Origin of the sequence: Vibrio diazotrophicus, assembly GCF_038452265.1 — a bacterium.
GTDB classification, from domain to species: domain Bacteria; phylum Pseudomonadota; class Gammaproteobacteria; order Enterobacterales; family Vibrionaceae; genus Vibrio; species Vibrio diazotrophicus.
On sequence record NZ_CP151843.1, the window covers coordinates 353,448 to 371,078 of the forward strand.

The 17,631-nt window shown below is 43.3% G+C and carries 11 protein-coding genes; 8 read left to right on the forward strand and 3 right to left on the reverse strand.

What is annotated here, in order from left to right; all coding sequences use genetic code 11:
- Window positions 1–127: 127 nt before the first annotated feature.
- Complete coding sequence (locus tag AAGA51_RS16895) at window positions 128–1,093, reverse strand: porin (RefSeq protein ID WP_042480921.1); 966 nt, start codon at window positions 1,091–1,093, stop codon at window positions 128–130.
- Window positions 1,094–1,800: 707 nt separating this feature from the next.
- Here AAGA51_RS16895 and AAGA51_RS16900 point away from each other — a divergent pair.
- The 4 genes from AAGA51_RS16900 to gnpA all read left to right on the forward strand — a co-directional run bounded on the left by AAGA51_RS16900 (window position 1,801) and on the right by gnpA (window position 8,028).
- Window positions 1,801–3,438 carry a SulP family inorganic anion transporter gene (locus tag AAGA51_RS16900; protein WP_042480918.1) on the forward strand — a complete coding sequence of 546 codons (1,638 nt, stop codon included), beginning with the start codon at window positions 1,801–1,803 and terminating at the stop codon, window positions 3,436–3,438.
- A 64-nt stretch (window positions 3,439–3,502) separates the two neighbouring features.
- On the forward strand, window positions 3,503–4,552 hold the full coding sequence (galT, locus tag AAGA51_RS16905; RefSeq protein WP_042480914.1) for a galactose-1-phosphate uridylyltransferase: 1,050 nt from the start codon (window positions 3,503–3,505) through the stop codon (window positions 4,550–4,552).
- A 39-nt stretch (window positions 4,553–4,591) separates the two neighbouring features.
- Window positions 4,592–5,761 carry a glycoside hydrolase family 88 protein gene (locus AAGA51_RS16910; RefSeq protein ID WP_042480912.1) on the forward strand — a complete coding sequence of 390 codons (1,170 nt, stop codon included), beginning with the start codon at window positions 4,592–4,594 and terminating at the stop codon, window positions 5,759–5,761.
- Window positions 5,762–5,841: 80 nt separating this feature from the next.
- Complete coding sequence (gene gnpA, locus AAGA51_RS16915; protein WP_042480910.1) at window positions 5,842–8,028, forward strand: 1,3-beta-galactosyl-N-acetylhexosamine phosphorylase; 2,187 nt, start codon at window positions 5,842–5,844, stop codon at window positions 8,026–8,028.
- 107 nt (window positions 8,029–8,135) lie between these two features.
- On the opposite strand, the gene AAGA51_RS16920 is transcribed toward gnpA, so the two are convergent.
- Both AAGA51_RS16920 and AAGA51_RS16925 read right to left on the reverse strand, forming a co-directional pair.
- Entirely contained in the window at window positions 8,136–9,599 is a 1,464-nt protein-coding gene (locus AAGA51_RS16920; RefSeq protein WP_042480908.1) for a sulfatase family protein, read from the reverse strand.
- A complete protein-coding gene (locus tag AAGA51_RS16925; protein ID WP_042480904.1) occupies window positions 9,599–11,074 on the reverse strand; it encodes a sulfatase family protein in 1,476 nt (491 codons plus the stop codon). The genes AAGA51_RS16920 and AAGA51_RS16925 overlap by 1 nt, the downstream gene beginning before the upstream one ends.
- Window positions 11,075–11,254: 180 nt before the next feature.
- Here AAGA51_RS16925 and AAGA51_RS16930 point away from each other — a divergent pair, with 180 nt between their 5' ends.
- From AAGA51_RS16930 to AAGA51_RS16945, 4 genes are all read left to right on the forward strand, one after another.
- Window positions 11,255–12,454 carry an anaerobic sulfatase maturase gene (locus tag AAGA51_RS16930; RefSeq protein WP_042480902.1) on the forward strand — a complete coding sequence of 400 codons (1,200 nt, stop codon included), beginning with the start codon at window positions 11,255–11,257 and terminating at the stop codon, window positions 12,452–12,454.
- A 289-nt stretch (window positions 12,455–12,743) separates the two neighbouring features.
- The gene (locus AAGA51_RS16935) at window positions 12,744–14,456 is read left to right on the forward strand and encodes a DUF2264 domain-containing protein (protein ID WP_042480899.1); all 1,713 of its coding nucleotides are present in this window, start codon (window positions 12,744–12,746) and stop codon (window positions 14,454–14,456) included.
- Between the two features lie 74 nt (window positions 14,457–14,530).
- Window positions 14,531–16,450 (forward strand): ABC transporter substrate-binding protein, encoded by a 1,920-nt coding sequence (locus AAGA51_RS16940; RefSeq protein ID WP_042480896.1) that lies wholly within the window; start codon window positions 14,531–14,533, stop codon window positions 16,448–16,450.
- 171 nt (window positions 16,451–16,621) lie between these two features.
- Complete coding sequence (locus AAGA51_RS16945; protein ID WP_042480893.1) at window positions 16,622–17,629, forward strand: ABC transporter permease; 1,008 nt, start codon at window positions 16,622–16,624, stop codon at window positions 17,627–17,629.
- Window positions 17,630–17,631 lie beyond the last annotated feature (2 nt).

The following is a 17,631-nucleotide window of genomic DNA, read 5'->3' on the forward strand; positions in this document are numbered from 1 at the left end:
GAGTTAAGTGAGTAGGAATATACGATAAGATGTTGGCAGCACAATTAAAAAAAGCCACATCAACCTTGATGTGGCTTTCGCAAAATGCGGAATTAATAAGAAAAGTCAGTAGATAAAGTACTCGTAATTAGAACGAGTATTTTGCTACAAATTTAACTGCATGACCGTCTTCTTCAACGCCAGCTTTTTCGATTTCACCAGTTTGTAGAACGAAGTCAGTTTTGAATTCTTTAGTTACGTCGTAACCAAGACCTAGATATGCTGTTTGAGCGTCAAACGAGTTACCTTGGTAGTTACCTTCTGCATATTGCAGAGAACCATAGATTCGGATTACGTCGATAGTATAAGTCGCTGCAACAGAGTAAGTGTCGCCATCGTTAGGTAGATCAAGCTTTAGCTCAACACTATCGTTTGCTTTCAACGATTTTGCATTTTCAAAAGAAATGTAACCTGCAGCAAGTTTTAGCGAACCAAGAGTTAGGTCTGCAGCTACACCCATTGAATCTGCTTCATCACCGTCTGAACCATACGCAATTGCCGCAGAGAAGTTATCAGCTTTGTAGTTTGCAGAAAGAGCGTAGTTTGAATCGTTGCTAGATTCGCTATCAGTTTCATAGTTAGCTGATAATTCTAGTTTATCAATCGTTTTCTTATAACGGATACCCTGGCCGTCAACGCCACCTTGTCCAACGATGTATAGGTTTGCACCTTCACCAGATTTCGCTTTTTCAATTGAGCCAAATGAATTACCTGTGTCACCTAGAGATAGGTTGCCAAAGCCACTGTGATCAAATTCCAGTTTGATGTCTTCGAACTTTGCTGTTCTGTCACCAGCGCTGTCGCCAGTATTGATTGCAAATGAACCGATTACTTTAGTCTCTTCATTAAGGAAGTGTGTTGCTTTCGCTTTTAGGTGCGCATCAGTAAAAACATGAGTTTCTTTTTCTGCTTGGTCTGCCTTTACGTATAGACCAGTAGCTTTAGCCCAACCTGAAAGTTCAACTGTATTTGTGTCAGTAGCGTAGATTTCGCCTGCCGCTACAGAACCTGCTGCTAAAAGAGATACCACTGCTGCTAATGGTTTGATGTTCATATTTTACTCCATATTTTTATATTGATTACTCAAAAACGTAATCGAGTGTATTAATTTGCTTAACAACCTAATTTACTTGCCGGTGAGCAATATATTTTTATTAATCAAATCGACAGGTGAATCTTATACAAAACAACTTTTAAATATATTGAAAATTTATTTTTGAAATATTTTTTACGATCTACTTCATAATCATTGCGATATTAATGTTTGTTGTTAAGTAACAAGTTTCAATGCAATTAATAAATTTATTTATTCGATATTATTTAACGTATTCATTAATTTAATTTACATGGCTATTTATTTTGAGATGTGCCTCGCGATAGCTCTTGGGTGCTTGTTTACATTTGAGAAGATTGGTTTATATGGCAGCTAAGCACTGATATTCCTTACGTTGTTTTGTAATTGAGAAGGACGGTCACATAGGTTTTGTTCGGAGGGTGAAGTTCTTTACGTCTGAGGTTGGCCAAATAAGTAGATAGGGCTTTATATTTTTCTTGAGTTAAATTTTATCTGGATCGCAAATTGTAATACTTGTAAGTCATTATTTGAAACGCAATTTCAAATTGGATTGAACAAGGTGGCTTGTTGACTATAATAGCTTTTATTAAATAAGTGGTTTTGTTTGTTTTCTATTCTGGTTTTGACTGTTTTTGTGTGGTGATTCGCATTTTTAAAATAGTTGAATTCTAAATGTAAGAGATATTATGAGCGGTCGGTTTCTAACAGTTTTAGTTCGTTGTTTCCCTTTTATTGCTTGGTTGCCGCAAGTAAAAATGGACGTTGTAAAAGCGGATTTATTAGCGGGATTAACGGGCGCTGTGATCGTTATGCCTCAAGGTGTAGCGTATGCAATGATTGCCGGCCTTCCTCCTGAATATGGTTTATATACTGCAATCATTCCCGCCATTCTGGCGGCTCTATTTGGTTCTTCAAACCATTTGATTTCTGGGCCAACCGCCGCTTTGTCCGTCATTGTCTTCAGTACTATCAGCCAGTTTGCTGATACAGGAACGCCATTCTATATCCAGCTATGCCTTACTCTGACCTTCTGCGCTGGCATAGTACAGCTTTTGATGGGCGTGATGAGAATAGGAGCCGTAGTCAATTTTGTTTCTCATTCGGTTGTGATCGGATTTACAGCCGGAGCCGCGGTTGTGATTACCGTTAGCCAATTGAGACATGTACTCGGTTTAGACTACTCTTCGGCAAATACTGCGATTGAAAACCTGTGGTTGGTAATACTGCACCTTAACCAACTTCAGGTTTTCTCATTACTTATCGCTCTGATCACCATCGCAAGCTGTATTGTAGCAAAGCGATTATTGCCTGCCATTCCAAATATGTTAGTCGCGATGTTGGCGTCTGTGCTTTTGGCTCTTTTGCTTACTCAAATTGGTATTCACATCGATTACGTAGACCAAATTCAAAGCTCAACGCTCCAGCTGTCAGCACCAGAACTCGATTCAGCAATTATCGGAGAACTGTCCGGTGGGATTCTAGCGGTTGCATTATTAGGTCTGGTTGAAGCCATCTCAATTGGTCGTGCAGTGGCGTTGAAATCAAAACAACGTATAGACAGCAATCAAGAGTTCATCGGGCAGGGTATTTCAAACCTAGTGGGGGCATTCTTCTCTTGCTATATGTCTTCAGGTTCTTTTACCCGTAGCGGCGTGAATTTTAGTAGCGGAGCCAGAACTCCCTTAGCAGCAGTCTTTGCGGGGTTAATTCTGTTATTGCTGATGCCAGTGATGGCTGAGTATGTCAGCTATATTCCGCTCGCTGGTATGGGAGGCATCTTATTAGTTGTTGCCTATAACCTCGTTGATATTCCCTACATACGTTCGATCATTCAACAAGATAAGAAAGAGTCCGCAGTTCTAATGACTACTTTTGTTGCTGCAATCGTCTTGCACTTAGAGCTCTCTATTTACGTGGGCATCATGATGTCGATGTTTTTTTATCTTAGAAGAACTTCTCGGCCAGTGGTCGACAAAGTAACCCCAACTGAGCTGGATATTGATGAAGCCAGTTTTCCGGACACGCAGATCGTCAGAATCAATGGTTCTATTTACTTCGGCTGTGTAGAACACCTGCATAGAGAGCTGGATTCGATCAAGGCGCAGCGACTCATCATTTTAGGAAAAGGGATCAACTTTATTGACCACCTTGGTGTGCAAATGCTGGCTGAACTCTCCACACAAGGAAATCGAGAAATCTATTTCTGCCACTTTAAAGCGAACGCTAAACAAGCATTGCTCCATGGTTCTTCCGTTTTCAAAGAAACCCATTTCTCTGAACGCCTAACGCCGCTTTTGGCGGGGTGGCGTATAGATGTGCATTGATAGTCTGCATTCGAGAAGTGGGAAGGTGCGAATTTTACATTGTATAGAAGGATATTGAGTCACTATGAAAGCAACCCAGTTTGATGAAATTGAACATCCCCATCGCCGTTACAACCCTTTGTTGGGTGAATGGGTGTTGGTTTCTCCACATCGAGCGAAGCGACCTTGGAGTGGGCAACAAGAAATGCCGGCAACAGAGGTTTCAACCAGTTATGACAAGTCATGCTTTTTATGTGCAGGGAATGAGCGAATTAATGGAGATGTGAATCCAAACTATACGGGTACGTTTGTATTTAAAAATGATTTTGCTGCGTTAACAGATGACACGCCGGAAAAGGATTCGACGGATGATCCGTTATTTAAGCTTCAAAGTGCCAAAGGAGAAAGCCGAGTTATCTGTTTTTCTCCAGATCACAGTCGCACATTGGCAGAGCTTTCTCACACTGAAATCGAGCAAGTAATTGCAACCTGGATTAAAGAAACGAACAGCTTAAGTAAGCGTTATCCGTGGGTTCAGATTTTTGAGAACAAAGGTGAAACCATGGGATGTTCGCAGCCTCATCCGCATGGACAGATTTGGGCAAACAGTTTCATTCCTACCATAGTGAGTAAAAAAGACCATCACCAAAGGGACTATTTTGACAAACAGGGTTCGCCGTTACTGCATGACTATGTTCAGCGCGAACTGATGCATAAAGAACGAGTTGTCGTAGAGACAGAACATTGGGCGGTGGTGGTGCCATATTGGGCAGGCTGGCCTTTTGAAACACTTGTTCTGCCAAAAACAAAAGTGAGTCGCATCACTGATCTCTCTGAAGAGCAGCAAGCCGATTTGTCTATAGCTCTTAAAGAGATCACTACCCGTTATGACAATTTGTTCCAGTGTTCTTTCCCTTACTGCATGGGTTGGCATGGTGCGCCTTTCTCCTTGGGAGACAACAGTGACCATTGGCAAGTGCATGCTTCATTTTTACCTCCTCTTTTACGTAGCGCGACGGTAAGAAAATTCATGGTGGGTTATGAGATGTTTGCTGAATCTCAGAGAGATTTAACGCCAGAGCAAGCCGCAGAAAAACTCCGCGCTGTAAGCAATGTTCATTACCGAGAAAAATAAATTTAAGTTCTTAATTTTAATCTATAAAGAGTATTCACTATGACCGAGAAAGTATTTCTACGCCCATTGCCATCAGCGTTAGACGAGCAAAGTGTCGTTAATCATTTACCAACTGTTGTGGAATCGATTCGTCGCAATATCGCTAAAATTGGTGAGCGCAACCCTAAGATAGGTACGGCAACTCATCAGTGGGACTACTGCGATCAATTCGATTGGGTTTCGTCATTCTGGACTGGCGAATTATGGCTGAGTTACCAAATGACAGGGCAAGAGGTATTCAAGAACAGTGCAAAACTGCGTAAGAGCTATTTTGCCAATATGCTGCTGGATCCATTCTGGCTCGACCATGACTTAGGCTTTCAATACAGTCTTAGCTGTGTCGCAGATTACAAACTTACTGAAGATGAAGAATCGAAAATGATGGCGTTGAGAGCCGCTGATCATTTGATTCACCGCTTCAGAAAAATTGGTGGCTATATCGTGGCATGGAATGATACCCATCCACTCGGCCCTGAAGTGACGCTGGGCAAGTCAATTATCGACTCTTTACAAAATACAGCATTGCTATTCTGGGCTTCTGAAATTACAGGATCACCTGTTTATGCAAATGCGGCAAAGCGTCACAGCGAGACGCTAGCGAAACATATTGTCCGAGATGATTTCTCTACCTATCACTCTTTCAACTTCGATCCCATTACTCAGCAACCTTTGAAAGGTGAAACGTTCCAAGGCTATGCGGATGACTCTTGCTGGGCGCGTGGTCAGTCTTGGGCTATTCATGGTTTTGCTCAGACATACTTGTATACAAAAGATGAGCAGTTTTTAACGCTGGCAAAGAAACTGGCTAAGTACGCAACTGATCATATTACCGATGATGGTGTACCCGTGTGGGATTACCTGCTTCCAAATCATGAAATTCAATACAAAGACAGCTCTGCTGGAGCCATTACTGCAGCCGGTTTACTGCTTATCGCTCAATGTATTGAAGACGAACAAGAAGCAAAAATGTATCGAGACTGGGGATTGTACCTACTTCAAGGACTGATGAAGCAGTGTGACCTAACTCATGATGAAAGTGCGCTTGGTCTGCTGGCTCATGGGGCATCTTTTGTCAAAGTGGGTCTATGCGACAACATGCTTCCTTATGGTGACTACTACTACTTAGAAGCGTTAATGCGTGCGAACGGATATCAGAACTTCTTCTGGTAAGCCCTCTGATTGTCTTTACCTTTATTTTTTGATTTACGCGGGCAAGTCTGCCCGCTGATTTAACGTTTTGGAGTTTGAACATGAAACAGGTTTCTTCAACTAAAGGGCACATGACATTGCCTGTTGAGGTTGGACAAGAAGAAGTGGTATTGGATTTATACCAACGTTGGCAAGCGGACGCATTGCGAGACAGCGATGGTACTACTATGCCGGAATCATTAACAAAGCAAGACAGCGATATTTATTCTGTCGTGTGTTTGGTGCGCGCTGACCAACAGTTTGCCAATCAACACCCTGAGTATTTACATCGTAAATATCTGATGTCATTTCCTGTCACAGCTATGGCTGAGACGCTTGTTATCCAGCCTCTTGATGGCTATAGCAAAGACAAGTATGAGCTTGATGACGACAGCGATCCAAAATGCTGGTGGGAAGTACACAACCGCACGACCAATACCGTGATCGATGTGTCGCTGTGGGAATTTGACGCTGCTACTCAACAAGTTTTGATTAAGCAGACACAGCCATACCATGAATACACCGTGACTTTTATGGCTCGTCAGGTGTGGGACAGCGTATCTATGTACAATGCGCTAACCAATGATTGGAAAGGGCCGCGTATCAAGAGCTTAGACCCTTATCATCCAGAGTGTCGTGCACATTTAATTAAGCACTTTGCTCAGTGGTTGGATGAACATCCGAACACAACAGTCGTGCGATTTACGACTTTCGCATTCTTGTTCGTAATTGATACTGGTGAGCAAAATCAGGATATCTATCGTGACTGGACTGGCTACGGAGAAACCGTCAGCCCCCGAGCGTTAGAGGACTTTGAAAAGCGTTTTGGTTACGCTTTAACGCCAGAAGATTTCGTGGATGCGGGTTATTACAATGGCACTTACAAGGCACCATCAAAGCGTTACCAAGATTGGATGACTTTCGTTCAGGAGTTTATTGTTGATTTCGCCGCTGAGTTAGTCGCAATGGCGCATAAAGCTGGAAAGAAAAGCGCCATGTTTCAGGGTGATCACTGGATTGGTACCGAGCCGTTTTTAGAAAGCTACCAAAACATTGGTCTTGATATCAACATTGGCGCGGTGGAAGACGGGGTCGCACTTCGTCGTTTAACGGACTCCATGGGAGAACAAACCCGTGAAGCGCGTTTTTATCCTTACTTCTTCCCAGATGTTTTCCGTGAAGGTAATGATCCTGTCGTTGAGTCGATGTCTAACTGGGTGAAAATTCGCCGAGCGATGTTGCAGAAGCCTCTGGACAGAATTGGTTACGGTGGCTACTTGTCCTTAGCTAATAAATTCCCGCATTTTATTGACCATGTAAGTGAGATATCGCGTGAGTTTGGCGATTACCTACAACACACTCAGGGTACAGAATCTCAGAAGTTGACGGGAAAAATTGCTGTATTAAGTGCTTGGGGTAAGGCTCGCAGTTGGCTGCAAAACCAAGCGAGAGATCAACGTTTCTATGTTCCGCCACGCCCAGATGTGATGGAATTTGTCGGTAATAACTTGCTGGAGTGTTTGGCGGGTCTGCCGTTTGAAGTAGAGTTCATCAGTTTCGACGACATTATCCAAAACGGTATTAGTGAAGATATCAAAGTGATCATTAATACGGGTGATGCCAACTCTGCATGGAGCGGTGGCGAATGCTGGGACAACAGTGAAGTGCTGGTGGCATTGCGCAAGTTTGTCGGCCAAGGTGGTGGTTTGCTTGGGGTCTGTGATCCTTCAGCGTTTCAGAAAAATGGACGCTATTTCCAACTCGGTGATGTATTTGGTTTAGAGAAAGAGACAGCGCTGACTATGGGTCGCGTGGCGATGCCGCTGTCTATCGCGAAAGAACATTACCTAAGTCAATTCGTCACTGAAGGACTAGACTTTGGCAACCCTAGCTACGTATATCCGCAGGCGACAGATATTGCAGTGTTGGCCGCACAAGGTCAGCACCTTGCTTTAACGGCACGTAATTATGGTCAAGGGCGCTCGGTATACATGGGTAATCTGCCATTCAATATGAAAAATGCCCGTTTGCTACAGCAAGTATTGATATGGCTAAGCCACAATGAGACACAGCAGCATGCGTGGTTGTCAGACTATCCAAATGTTGATGTCGCTTATTATCCACAAACTGGCATGGTCGCTGCCGTTAACTACGTAAGTGAGCCTCAGCAAGTGACGATATCTAACGCTATAGGCGAGTTCGTGAACATCAGTTTAGAAGGCTATGAATGGAAGTGGATCTCCATCTAACCTTTCGCTAAACAGGGATAAAACAAAAGGTGCATGGGATTGCACCTTTTTTACGTTTAAGAGTGTCGATAGGTAGGTTAATCGCTGACCGTGATTAACCTAGCACTTTAACGAGTCTTTTCGTTCTTGATTGACTCATCCAGAAGCTTCTGCATTTGCTCCACCTTTTCCGGCATTGTATCCGCAAGGTTGTTTAACTGGCCGATGTCGTCAAACAGATCATACAACTGAGCCGATGACATATTACCTTTTTCATTACCAGTATATTGACAGATGAAGTCGTCATCATGAGGTGGAATGTAGGCGTAACGTTGATCACGGAACACTTTTTTATATTGCATTCCTTCCAGCACCATACTTTCACGTCCATATGGATCACGACCGATTAACGCTTCGAGCTGCTGTTCACTATCTGGTGCTTCGTCTTCCGTCAGCTCGTAACCAATAACTTTTGCCAGGCTGTGGTAAAGATCGACTTGGTTGATTAATGCATGACTGTGCTTTTCGCTGATAGTTTCAGGCCAGCGAACGATGAATGGCACGCGAGTACCGCCTTCGAACAAACTGTATTTTCCACCACGTAAAGGCCCAGCCATTTTATGCTGACCATTGAGCTCAATTGCTTGGTCTTTATAGCCATCATTGAGCACAGGCCCATTATCGCTGGAGAAAATGACGATGGTATTTTGCTTGAGCCCTAGTTCGTCAATTCTGTTGAGAACCTGACCAATGCACCAGTCCATTTCTACGATGACATCGCCACGCACGCCGTGTGGGGTAGCGCCTCTGAACTTAGGATTTGGAATACGCGGAACGTGTGGTTGATGCATCGCGTAGTATAGGAAAAACGGAGTATTTTGGTTTTGTTCTATAAATTCAATCGCTTTCTCGGCGAAACGCTCGCCCATGGTTTCGTCGTTCCAAATCGCAGATTGTCCACCGCGCATATGACCAATACGGCTGACGCCATTAATGATGGTGCCGTCATGCCCATGGTCATACATCACGTCGAGTAACTCTGGATGGCTACGCCCATTTGGCACATCAGAAAATGCGTTGTCCCAGTCGTAGGTCACTTCAATTGGGTCGTTTGGGTCTAGGTTTTCTACATTGCGATTGTCGATATACACACAAGGTACACGGTCATTGGTGGCGGCCATAATAAAGGATTGGTCAAAACCGACATCATTCGGTGTGCCTGAAATTGACTTATTGAAGTCGAGCTTGCCATCTCCCAAACCTAAATGCCATTTGCCTACAATACCTGTGTTGTAACCTTGTTTCTTGAACATTTTAGGTAGCGTTGGCTGATCTTTGCTGATGATTTGAGCGGCATCACCGGGTAACACGGCTGCGTTAGGATTTCGCCAAGGATAGCTGCCGGTTAGCAAGCTATAGCGAGAAGGGGTACAGGTTGCTGCAGTGGCATAACCCTGATGAAACTTAATGCCTTCGTCTGCCAGTTTATCGAGATTTGGCGTGGGAATATCGTTGGCACCATAGCAACTCAAGTCGCCAAAACCTAAGTCGTCGGCATAGAGAATGATGACATTAGGAGGAGTATTGTTCATTAACAGTCCTTAGAATGAGGATAAGGTAATATATCGTTTAGAATTTTCAGCTCTGCCCAAGGGTCTTGGATACGAGCCAGTTCTGCAGCAAGTTGTGAAAGTAGTTCTTGAGTGAGAGAAGCGGATGCTTGCCAAGCGATGTTGGCTAACTGGTAAGGGTCTCTCTTATTATCGAATAGTAAAATGCTATCGAGCTTAAGCTTGCGGTCGATTTCCAAGGCAAAGGTATAACGGTCAGTCCTAATTCCTCTGCTTTGTGGGAAGTAGCTAACTACTTTGCCATTCTCGTCTTTTTCGCCATCTAAATTGCGAATATAAAGGGCACAGTTCGAATGAATGTCGTTCTTGTTGTCGATAATAGACGACGCTTTACTTTGGCCTGTGATATTGGTTGGTAAGTCCTCTTTTAGACCTAGCATGTCTAAAATCGTTGGCATGATGTCTGCGCTGTTTAGAAAGGTTTCAGACACTTTAGGCAGATTTTGATCAGCGTCTTTGACTAAGAATGGTACGAGGAACGCTTCTTCAAAAATTACGTTTTTCGCATCTGTTAGGCCTTGGCTGCACAAGGTTTCACCATGATCGCTGGTGAACACCACGATAGTGTTATCCCATTCACCAATCTCTTTTAGAGTTTCAACAATTCGTCCGAACTGCTGGTCAACGCCACTGACATTCGCAAAGTAATATCTTGCGCTTGCGGCTTTCTCTAAATCCAGTTTGGCGTTGTCACGCACCAGAAGTTGTTCATCGATAAATGCCTCATAAAGCTGTAAATCTTGCTCACGACAATCTTCTAAACTTTGATAAGGGCTATGAGGAGGATTCATAGAAACGAAAAGAGCAAATGGACGGCTTGGGTCTCTTTCAGCATTCTCATTTTTTAAATAAGCGATAGCTTTATCTGCTTCATGTTCAGCAGACCAAGTGCGAGGTTCGTGTCTCACGCCATCAGTATCGTAGTAGTGGGGATTACGATGCTCGTCAAAGGTACCGTAACCATACCAGTAATGAATACCATGCCTGCGCTGTGGTTCCGTATAAGAATCCCAGGCTGGGACTGAGGAATCGACATACTCTCCGGGCTTATCAGGCGCATTAGGGGTTGGTAAATCAAGGTGCCATTTACCAATATAACCAACGTGGTAGCCTGATTGATCCAGAATGTCGGTAAAGCAAGTAGCACTAGCAGGGAGGTCAGATATTACTCGATCAGAATTACAGTTAAGAGGAACGCCACTTTTATTTGGATACTGGCCGGTAAATAAACTTCCGCGATGAGGGCTGCATACCGGACAATTACTTACAGCGTTCGGTAATAAATAGGCTTGTTGAGCAAATTTATCGAGGTTAGGCGTATATACTGGGTCAGCTTTTCCAGAACAATGTTCTTTAAATAGTAATTCATTCCACAAACTCATCGACATTTGTCGGAATTGATCTGGGAATATATAGAGTAAATTTGGTTTATTCATATAGACAACTTATGTATGAAAAATAACTGGATTTTATAACTATTTAGTTGAGTGTTTTTATGGCATTTTTTTAACTTACTCGCAAACGATAAATTAATAATTTGTTCGATATATTCTTATCTACCTCATGACTTTAATGCTTTAGTATTTTCTTTTTCGAAACTCAATGAAGCAACTCATATGCACATATTTACATCGAAACCAACCGCTTTAAATCCATTTCATGTACTTATTAAGCCCATTGGCCCCTTGTGTAACCTAGATTGTGACTACTGCTTCTATCTCGATAAGACAGAATATTTTCCAAATCAAAATCGTTTTGATATGAGTGACGCACTTCTAGAAGCTCATATTAAGGGATACATCGAAAGTCAGCCCCGCGGCACGGTAGAGGTAACCTTTGGCTGGCAAGGGGGAGAGCCGACTCTACGCGGTATCGACTTTTACAAGCGAGCCATCGCCTATCAGAAAAAGCACAAACGAGAGGACATGAATGTGTTGAACACATTTCAGACTAACGGTGTGCTTATCAATGATGAATGGGCGCAGTTTTTGAAACTGAATTGTTTTCTGGTGGGTATTAGTCTTGATGGCGACGAAGAGTTGCATGATCGCTACCGCAAACATCGAAACGGCAAAGGATCTTATCAGCAGGTATTAAGAGGGCTACGTTGTCTTCAAAAGTATGATGTGGAATACAACGTGTTAACCGTGGTTCAAGCAAATAACGGCAGTCACGGTAGAAGGGTTTATCAACATCTCACATCACTTGGCGTTCAGTTCATTCAATTTATTCCGGTCGTTGAAGCTGAGAAAGGCAAAGGTGTCACAGATCGAACAGTCGGAGCAAAGCAATTTGGCCGCTTCATGATCGAGGTATTTAACACTTGGCGTGAAAACGATATTGGTCGAGTGTTTGTAAGCCACTTCGACAATGCATTGGGCATGAGCTTGGGTATGCCTTCATCGAGCTGTGTTCATTCGCCAAGCTGTGGCAATAACTTAGTCATTGAACACAACGGTGATGTGTACAGTTGTGACCATTTTGTTTATCCGCAATTTAAACTGGGCAACATAAAACGCAGTGACTATCCAGATCTGATTGAAACACCAATCCAGCAGAACTTTTCTCGCGGAAAACCATCGTCAAGCGCGCTGCACTGTGGTCAGTGTTCACAACGTTATTTGTGTCATGGGGCTTGTCCTGCTCAGAGGATCAATCAAAACGGAGAGATCTCGTTCACTGAGAAGCACCATCTGTGTGAAGGATACTTTATGTTCTTCTCTTTTATTGAACCGTATTTAAAAGCGATGGGTGAATGTTTAAGACAACAATTGCCGGTGATTTATTACTCACATTTCGTCAAAGGGGAAGAATAAATAATATTGAAGTAAGTAAATATCTTCTTCTATAAGTGCGATGCGCTTAATGATTTTTTGGGTTCCATTTTTCTTGATTTATGTTCTGTTAATTTGTTTTTAATAATTTATGTAAAAGTGTGAATTAATCTTTCGTCAAAAAATGCGATGCAATCGAAAAATAATTGAGGTGAATGGATGGAGTTATGACTCAGATATCGAAAATATAAAAAGTCGTTTTAATAATAATAATTCGTGATATTAAATTATTTCCAACGAAGCAGCTTATTTAACTGAGTGATTATTTATAATGTCTGTGTGCTGGAAAGATTTAACCGAGAAAGACAATTTATTTGCGACTCGTCAGAGCGTTGCAGAATTAGCCAAAAATGTGTTGCATCAACACGTAATGATTATTTCCGACCAAGTTAAATTAGATGTTCAAGCAAATAGTGCCGCCCATTACACGCGTCAAACGGCAGATATTGAATATGTATGCCGTTTATTATGGTTAGCGGTTCCGGCAAAGCATGTTCATCCTGAAATCAATCATTTGTTGAGTCAGAGAATCATCGATGGAACTGCGCCTGATTCTAGTGAGTTTTGGCAACCTGCAAAGGACTATGACCAACGAGTTGTAGAAATGTCGGCCATCGCGATGGCGCTTGTGGAAGCGCCTGAAATCTACTGGCAACCATTAACTGAAGAGCAACAAGCGAATTTGTCTGAATGGTTGCTATCGTCTACGTACATCGCACTGCCACCCAACAACTGGTATTGGTTCCGCGTGCTTGTTTTGGAATCTCTGTCTTCGGTTGGTATTGCTGTTGATGCGTTGAACTTAGAGTTCGATCTACAAGCCATCGATGATATGCAGCTTGAGCAAGGTTGGTATGAAGATGGTGCCACTGGTGTTATGGATTACTACAATCCTATGGCATTTCATCTTTACGCCTTGATGTATTGTCGCTGGAATCCAGAATCACCACGTAAAGAATTACTGCTTAGTAACGCGTTAGAGTTCGCGAAAACTTACAGTGACTGGTTTGACGTTGAAGGACGTCAACTTGCCTACGGCCGTTCATTAAATTACCGTTTCGCAGCATTAGCTTTTTGGGCCGAACTTGCCAGAGTTAACCCAGAGCATCCTGATATTGGCTTATGGCGAACGCTTTGGACGCAAGGGATGAACTGGTGGGCGAAGCAGCCTATTTCTGACAACAACGGCTTACTTCTACCGGGATTCGCATATCCTAACTTGCTAATGAGTGAATTCTATACCAGCTCAGTGTCACCGCTATTAGCTTTTAAAGCGTTTAATGCTTTAGCGATGGAAGATACTCATCCATTTTGGCAGGTAGAAGTTGCATCACTGACGCCTACCACAAAACCACAGTGGGTAAACGACAGACATCTTCAGTGGCGTAACGGCGGTAGCTATTTATTGACCAACGCTTCTGGCAGCAACGAGCTGCGTGAATGTGTAGATAAATACTACAAGTTTGCCTATAGCTCTGCTCATGGGTTCTGTATAGACAGTGTGCGTTGGATAAACCAAGGGTGGGCTGGTGATAACATTCTCGCTTTCCAGCATCCAGACACGCTGCAGTGGTATAGCAGACCGAGACATATTGAAGCCTATCGAGAGGGAGAGGCGTTGGTCTCTGTCTGGTCTCCATTCAATGGTTGCAACGTTACCACCTACCAAAGTCTTCAAACAGATCGAGAAGTTCGCATTCATCGAATAACGAGTGACCGAGATTTGTCGTTCCTTATGACCGGATATTGTGTGGACGAGTGGCGAGGCTGGTTTAGTCACGCTGCCGCAGCGCCTTCGCGAATTGAATCCAAAAAATTATTTAGTGAATTGCGGTTGGTCAGAGGTCAGGGGCAAGCCTGTTGCTACCCGTGCGCTCCGAACACCAACGTGGTGTATCCGCATTCCAGTGTTCCCGCTATTTCGGGTGTCATCAATGTTGGTGACACGGACATAGAAGTCCATGTTCTGGCCGGAAATATATGAGCATTGCTTATGTAATGCCTTGAATTCCTTAAAACAAAAACCTTGAAACAATAGATCATCTTATGGAGTTAAATATGAAGAAACACAATAAGATACCTCATTTGGGCAAAGCGGCTTTAGCAGTTGCTGCAGCGCTGTCTTTCTCAAGTTGGGCAGGTACTTATAATGAAGCGCCTCAGCTGAATGAGTTGGTGAAGTCCGGTAAGTTACCTAAAGTTGAGGAACGTTTACCAGAAAATCCATTGGTTGTTGAGCCGAATGAGTCTATCGGTCAATACGGTGGAACCTTGAACCTAGTTGGTAAAGCAATGGATAACGGTCACCGCATCCGCACCATCGCTTATGACAACTTGTTTAATTTTGATACTACATACTCGAAAGTCATTCCAAACTTAGCGGTTGGTTTCACTTCGAATACCGAGAATACTGAGTTCACCATTCAACTGCGTAAGGGAGTGAAATGGTCTGACGGTACTGCGTTCACTGCGGACGATATTGCATTTTATATCAATGAAATCATCGGTGACCCAGAACATTCTGGTAACCGTCCTTTAGCACTGCCTGCTCATGATTCAGCAAAAGCAGAAGTGATTGACGCGCATACTGTGAAAATCACTTTGGCTAAACCAAACGGCATGTTTATCCGTACATTAGCGACTGTAGATAGTGAAAGTTTCACCGCTTTCCCTAAACACTACTGTTCTCAATTTATGCCTAAGTTCAATGACAAAGCGGTAGAAAATGCGAAGGCAAAAGGATTTGATTCTTGGCGCCAATACGCTTCAACACGTTGTGAAGCACATTATTTCCTTGAGCACCATGCAAACGTAGATCGCCCGGTACTTACCGCATGGAAAGTGACCACACCTCCGGGACCAAACGCGACGTATGCAGTTTATGAACGTAACCCTTATTACTGGCAGGTTGATACTGAAGGTAACCAGCTACCATATTTGGATTCTGTTCGCTGGCGTTACAGTGAAGATCAGGAAGAAATGGTGCTTCGTGCTGCAAACGGTGAAACGGATTTCCAACACCGCGATATCGGTCAGACATCGTACCGCTCTTTGTTGATTGAAAATGAAAAGAAGGGCAATTACACCTACAAGTTCCGTCCTAGCACACTAAGCACTGAGCTTGCACTGCCTTTGAACCAAACATCTAAAGATCCTCTGAAACGTGAGCTATTCGCGAATAAGGATTTCCGTATCGCTCTTTCACATGCGATCGATCGTTCAGAAATCAGTGAAACGGTTTATTCAGGTGTTGTAGGACCACATCAGGCTGCTCCAACAGATATTTCGCCTTTCTATGATAAAGATGCTGTAGAGCAGTACACGCAATATGATGTTAAGAAAGCCAACAAAATCCTTGATGATTTAGGCCTGACTAAACGTGATGCGGAAGGCTATCGTTTGCTTAAGAATGGCGAGCGTCTGCGTATTGAAGCGATATCTGAAACTCGCAGAAAAGGTGTATTTGCAGATGCATTAGAACTGATCAAAAACCAATGGAAAGACGTCGGTATCTTCCTAGACATCCGTATCATTGAATCTAATCACCTGATCAACCTTCGTCTAACGAATGATTTCGATTTGATTCCTAACCTAGGTGAAGGCGGTGTTGGTGTTATTGATGAAGCTCGTTACTACTTCCCATTCAGCCCTGAATCTACATGGGGTATGGGTTACTACCTATGGGCAAATGAGCCAACCAATGAGTTTGCCGTTGAGCCACCAGCTTACGTGAAACAGCAGCTTGAGTTGTGGAAAAAGGTAACAGAAACCTCTTCTCAGGAAGAACAACAGAAATACATGAAAGAAATCATGCAAATCGCGAAAGAAAATTTCTACGTGATTGGTACTGTTGAAGCTATGCCTGCTGGTGTCGTGGTGAGTAATAAACTGCACAACGTTCCAGAAAACATGCCTCAGTCTTGGAACTTCCCAACTCCTGGACCAATGCGCATGAGCCAGTTATGGAAAAGCCAATAATCAATAGCGTTTGAAAGTCCTTGCCCCACGGGATAGTGGGGCAATCTTTAGCACGAATAACAACAAATATACCTATAAAAGTTGCAGCTTGAGAAATGGTCCATTTCTTCGAGCTCACATTCATCACACGTCAGTGGTAAACAATTTGGTGTCACTATTTAAGGAACAGTAATGAACAGTTTTTTTCTGTTTGCAGGTAAGCGGCTGGTGTCGATATTCGTCACTCTTTTGGCCGTATCAATTGTCGTTTTTGCCGTCATAGATCTGCCTCCCGGCGATTTTGCTACGGCCAAGATCGCTGAACTTCAAGCGATGGGACAAACTGTGGATCCGCAGATGATTCATACCATGCGCGAAATGTATGGTTTGGATAAATCTCTGGGCGAACGCTATGTCAATTGGATTGCAGGATTGTTAGTTGGCGATTTAGGAATATCGCTAACCACTAACCAGTCTGTGTGGGAAACGATCGAGCCACGTATATGGCCTACAGTTTCACTTGCTGCAGCCGTATTCATTTTCCAGTTTCTAATCGCTATTCCGATTGGCATGTATTCAGCGTTACGTCAGTACTCTTGGGGAGACTACATAGCAACAATTTTTGGTTTCATTGGCATGGCAACGCCTAACTTCGTGATTGCAATTGTCGCTCTGCTGATTGGCTACTACAGCTTCGATACCGTGGTTTCCGGTTTATATTCTGATGCATATCTTGATCAACCAATGTCTTGGGCAAAACTTATGGACGCTGCTTCAAGAAGCTGGATTTACATTCTGGTTGTTGGTACCGCAGGTATGGCAGGCATTATTCGAATCATGCGCGCGAACTTACTCGATGAGCTGAAGAAGCCCTATGTGAAAACAGCGCGAGCGAAAGGACAAACGGAAGCAAAACTCATTTTGAAATACCCAGTTCGTATTGCGATTCTTCCGATTGTGTCAACTATTGGCTGGATGCTTCCTGCGTTGCTGGGCGCAGACATTATTGTAAGCCAAGTAATGAACATACCAACTCTTGGCCCACTAATGCTCGCGTCATTACGTTCTCAAGATATGTATGTTGCGGGTGATGTTCTATTGATCATGTCCATTCTCACCATCATTGGTACCTTGATTTCTGACCTTTTACTGTACTGGATTGACCCTCGAGTACGTGTTGGCGTTGCGAAGGAGTTTTAATT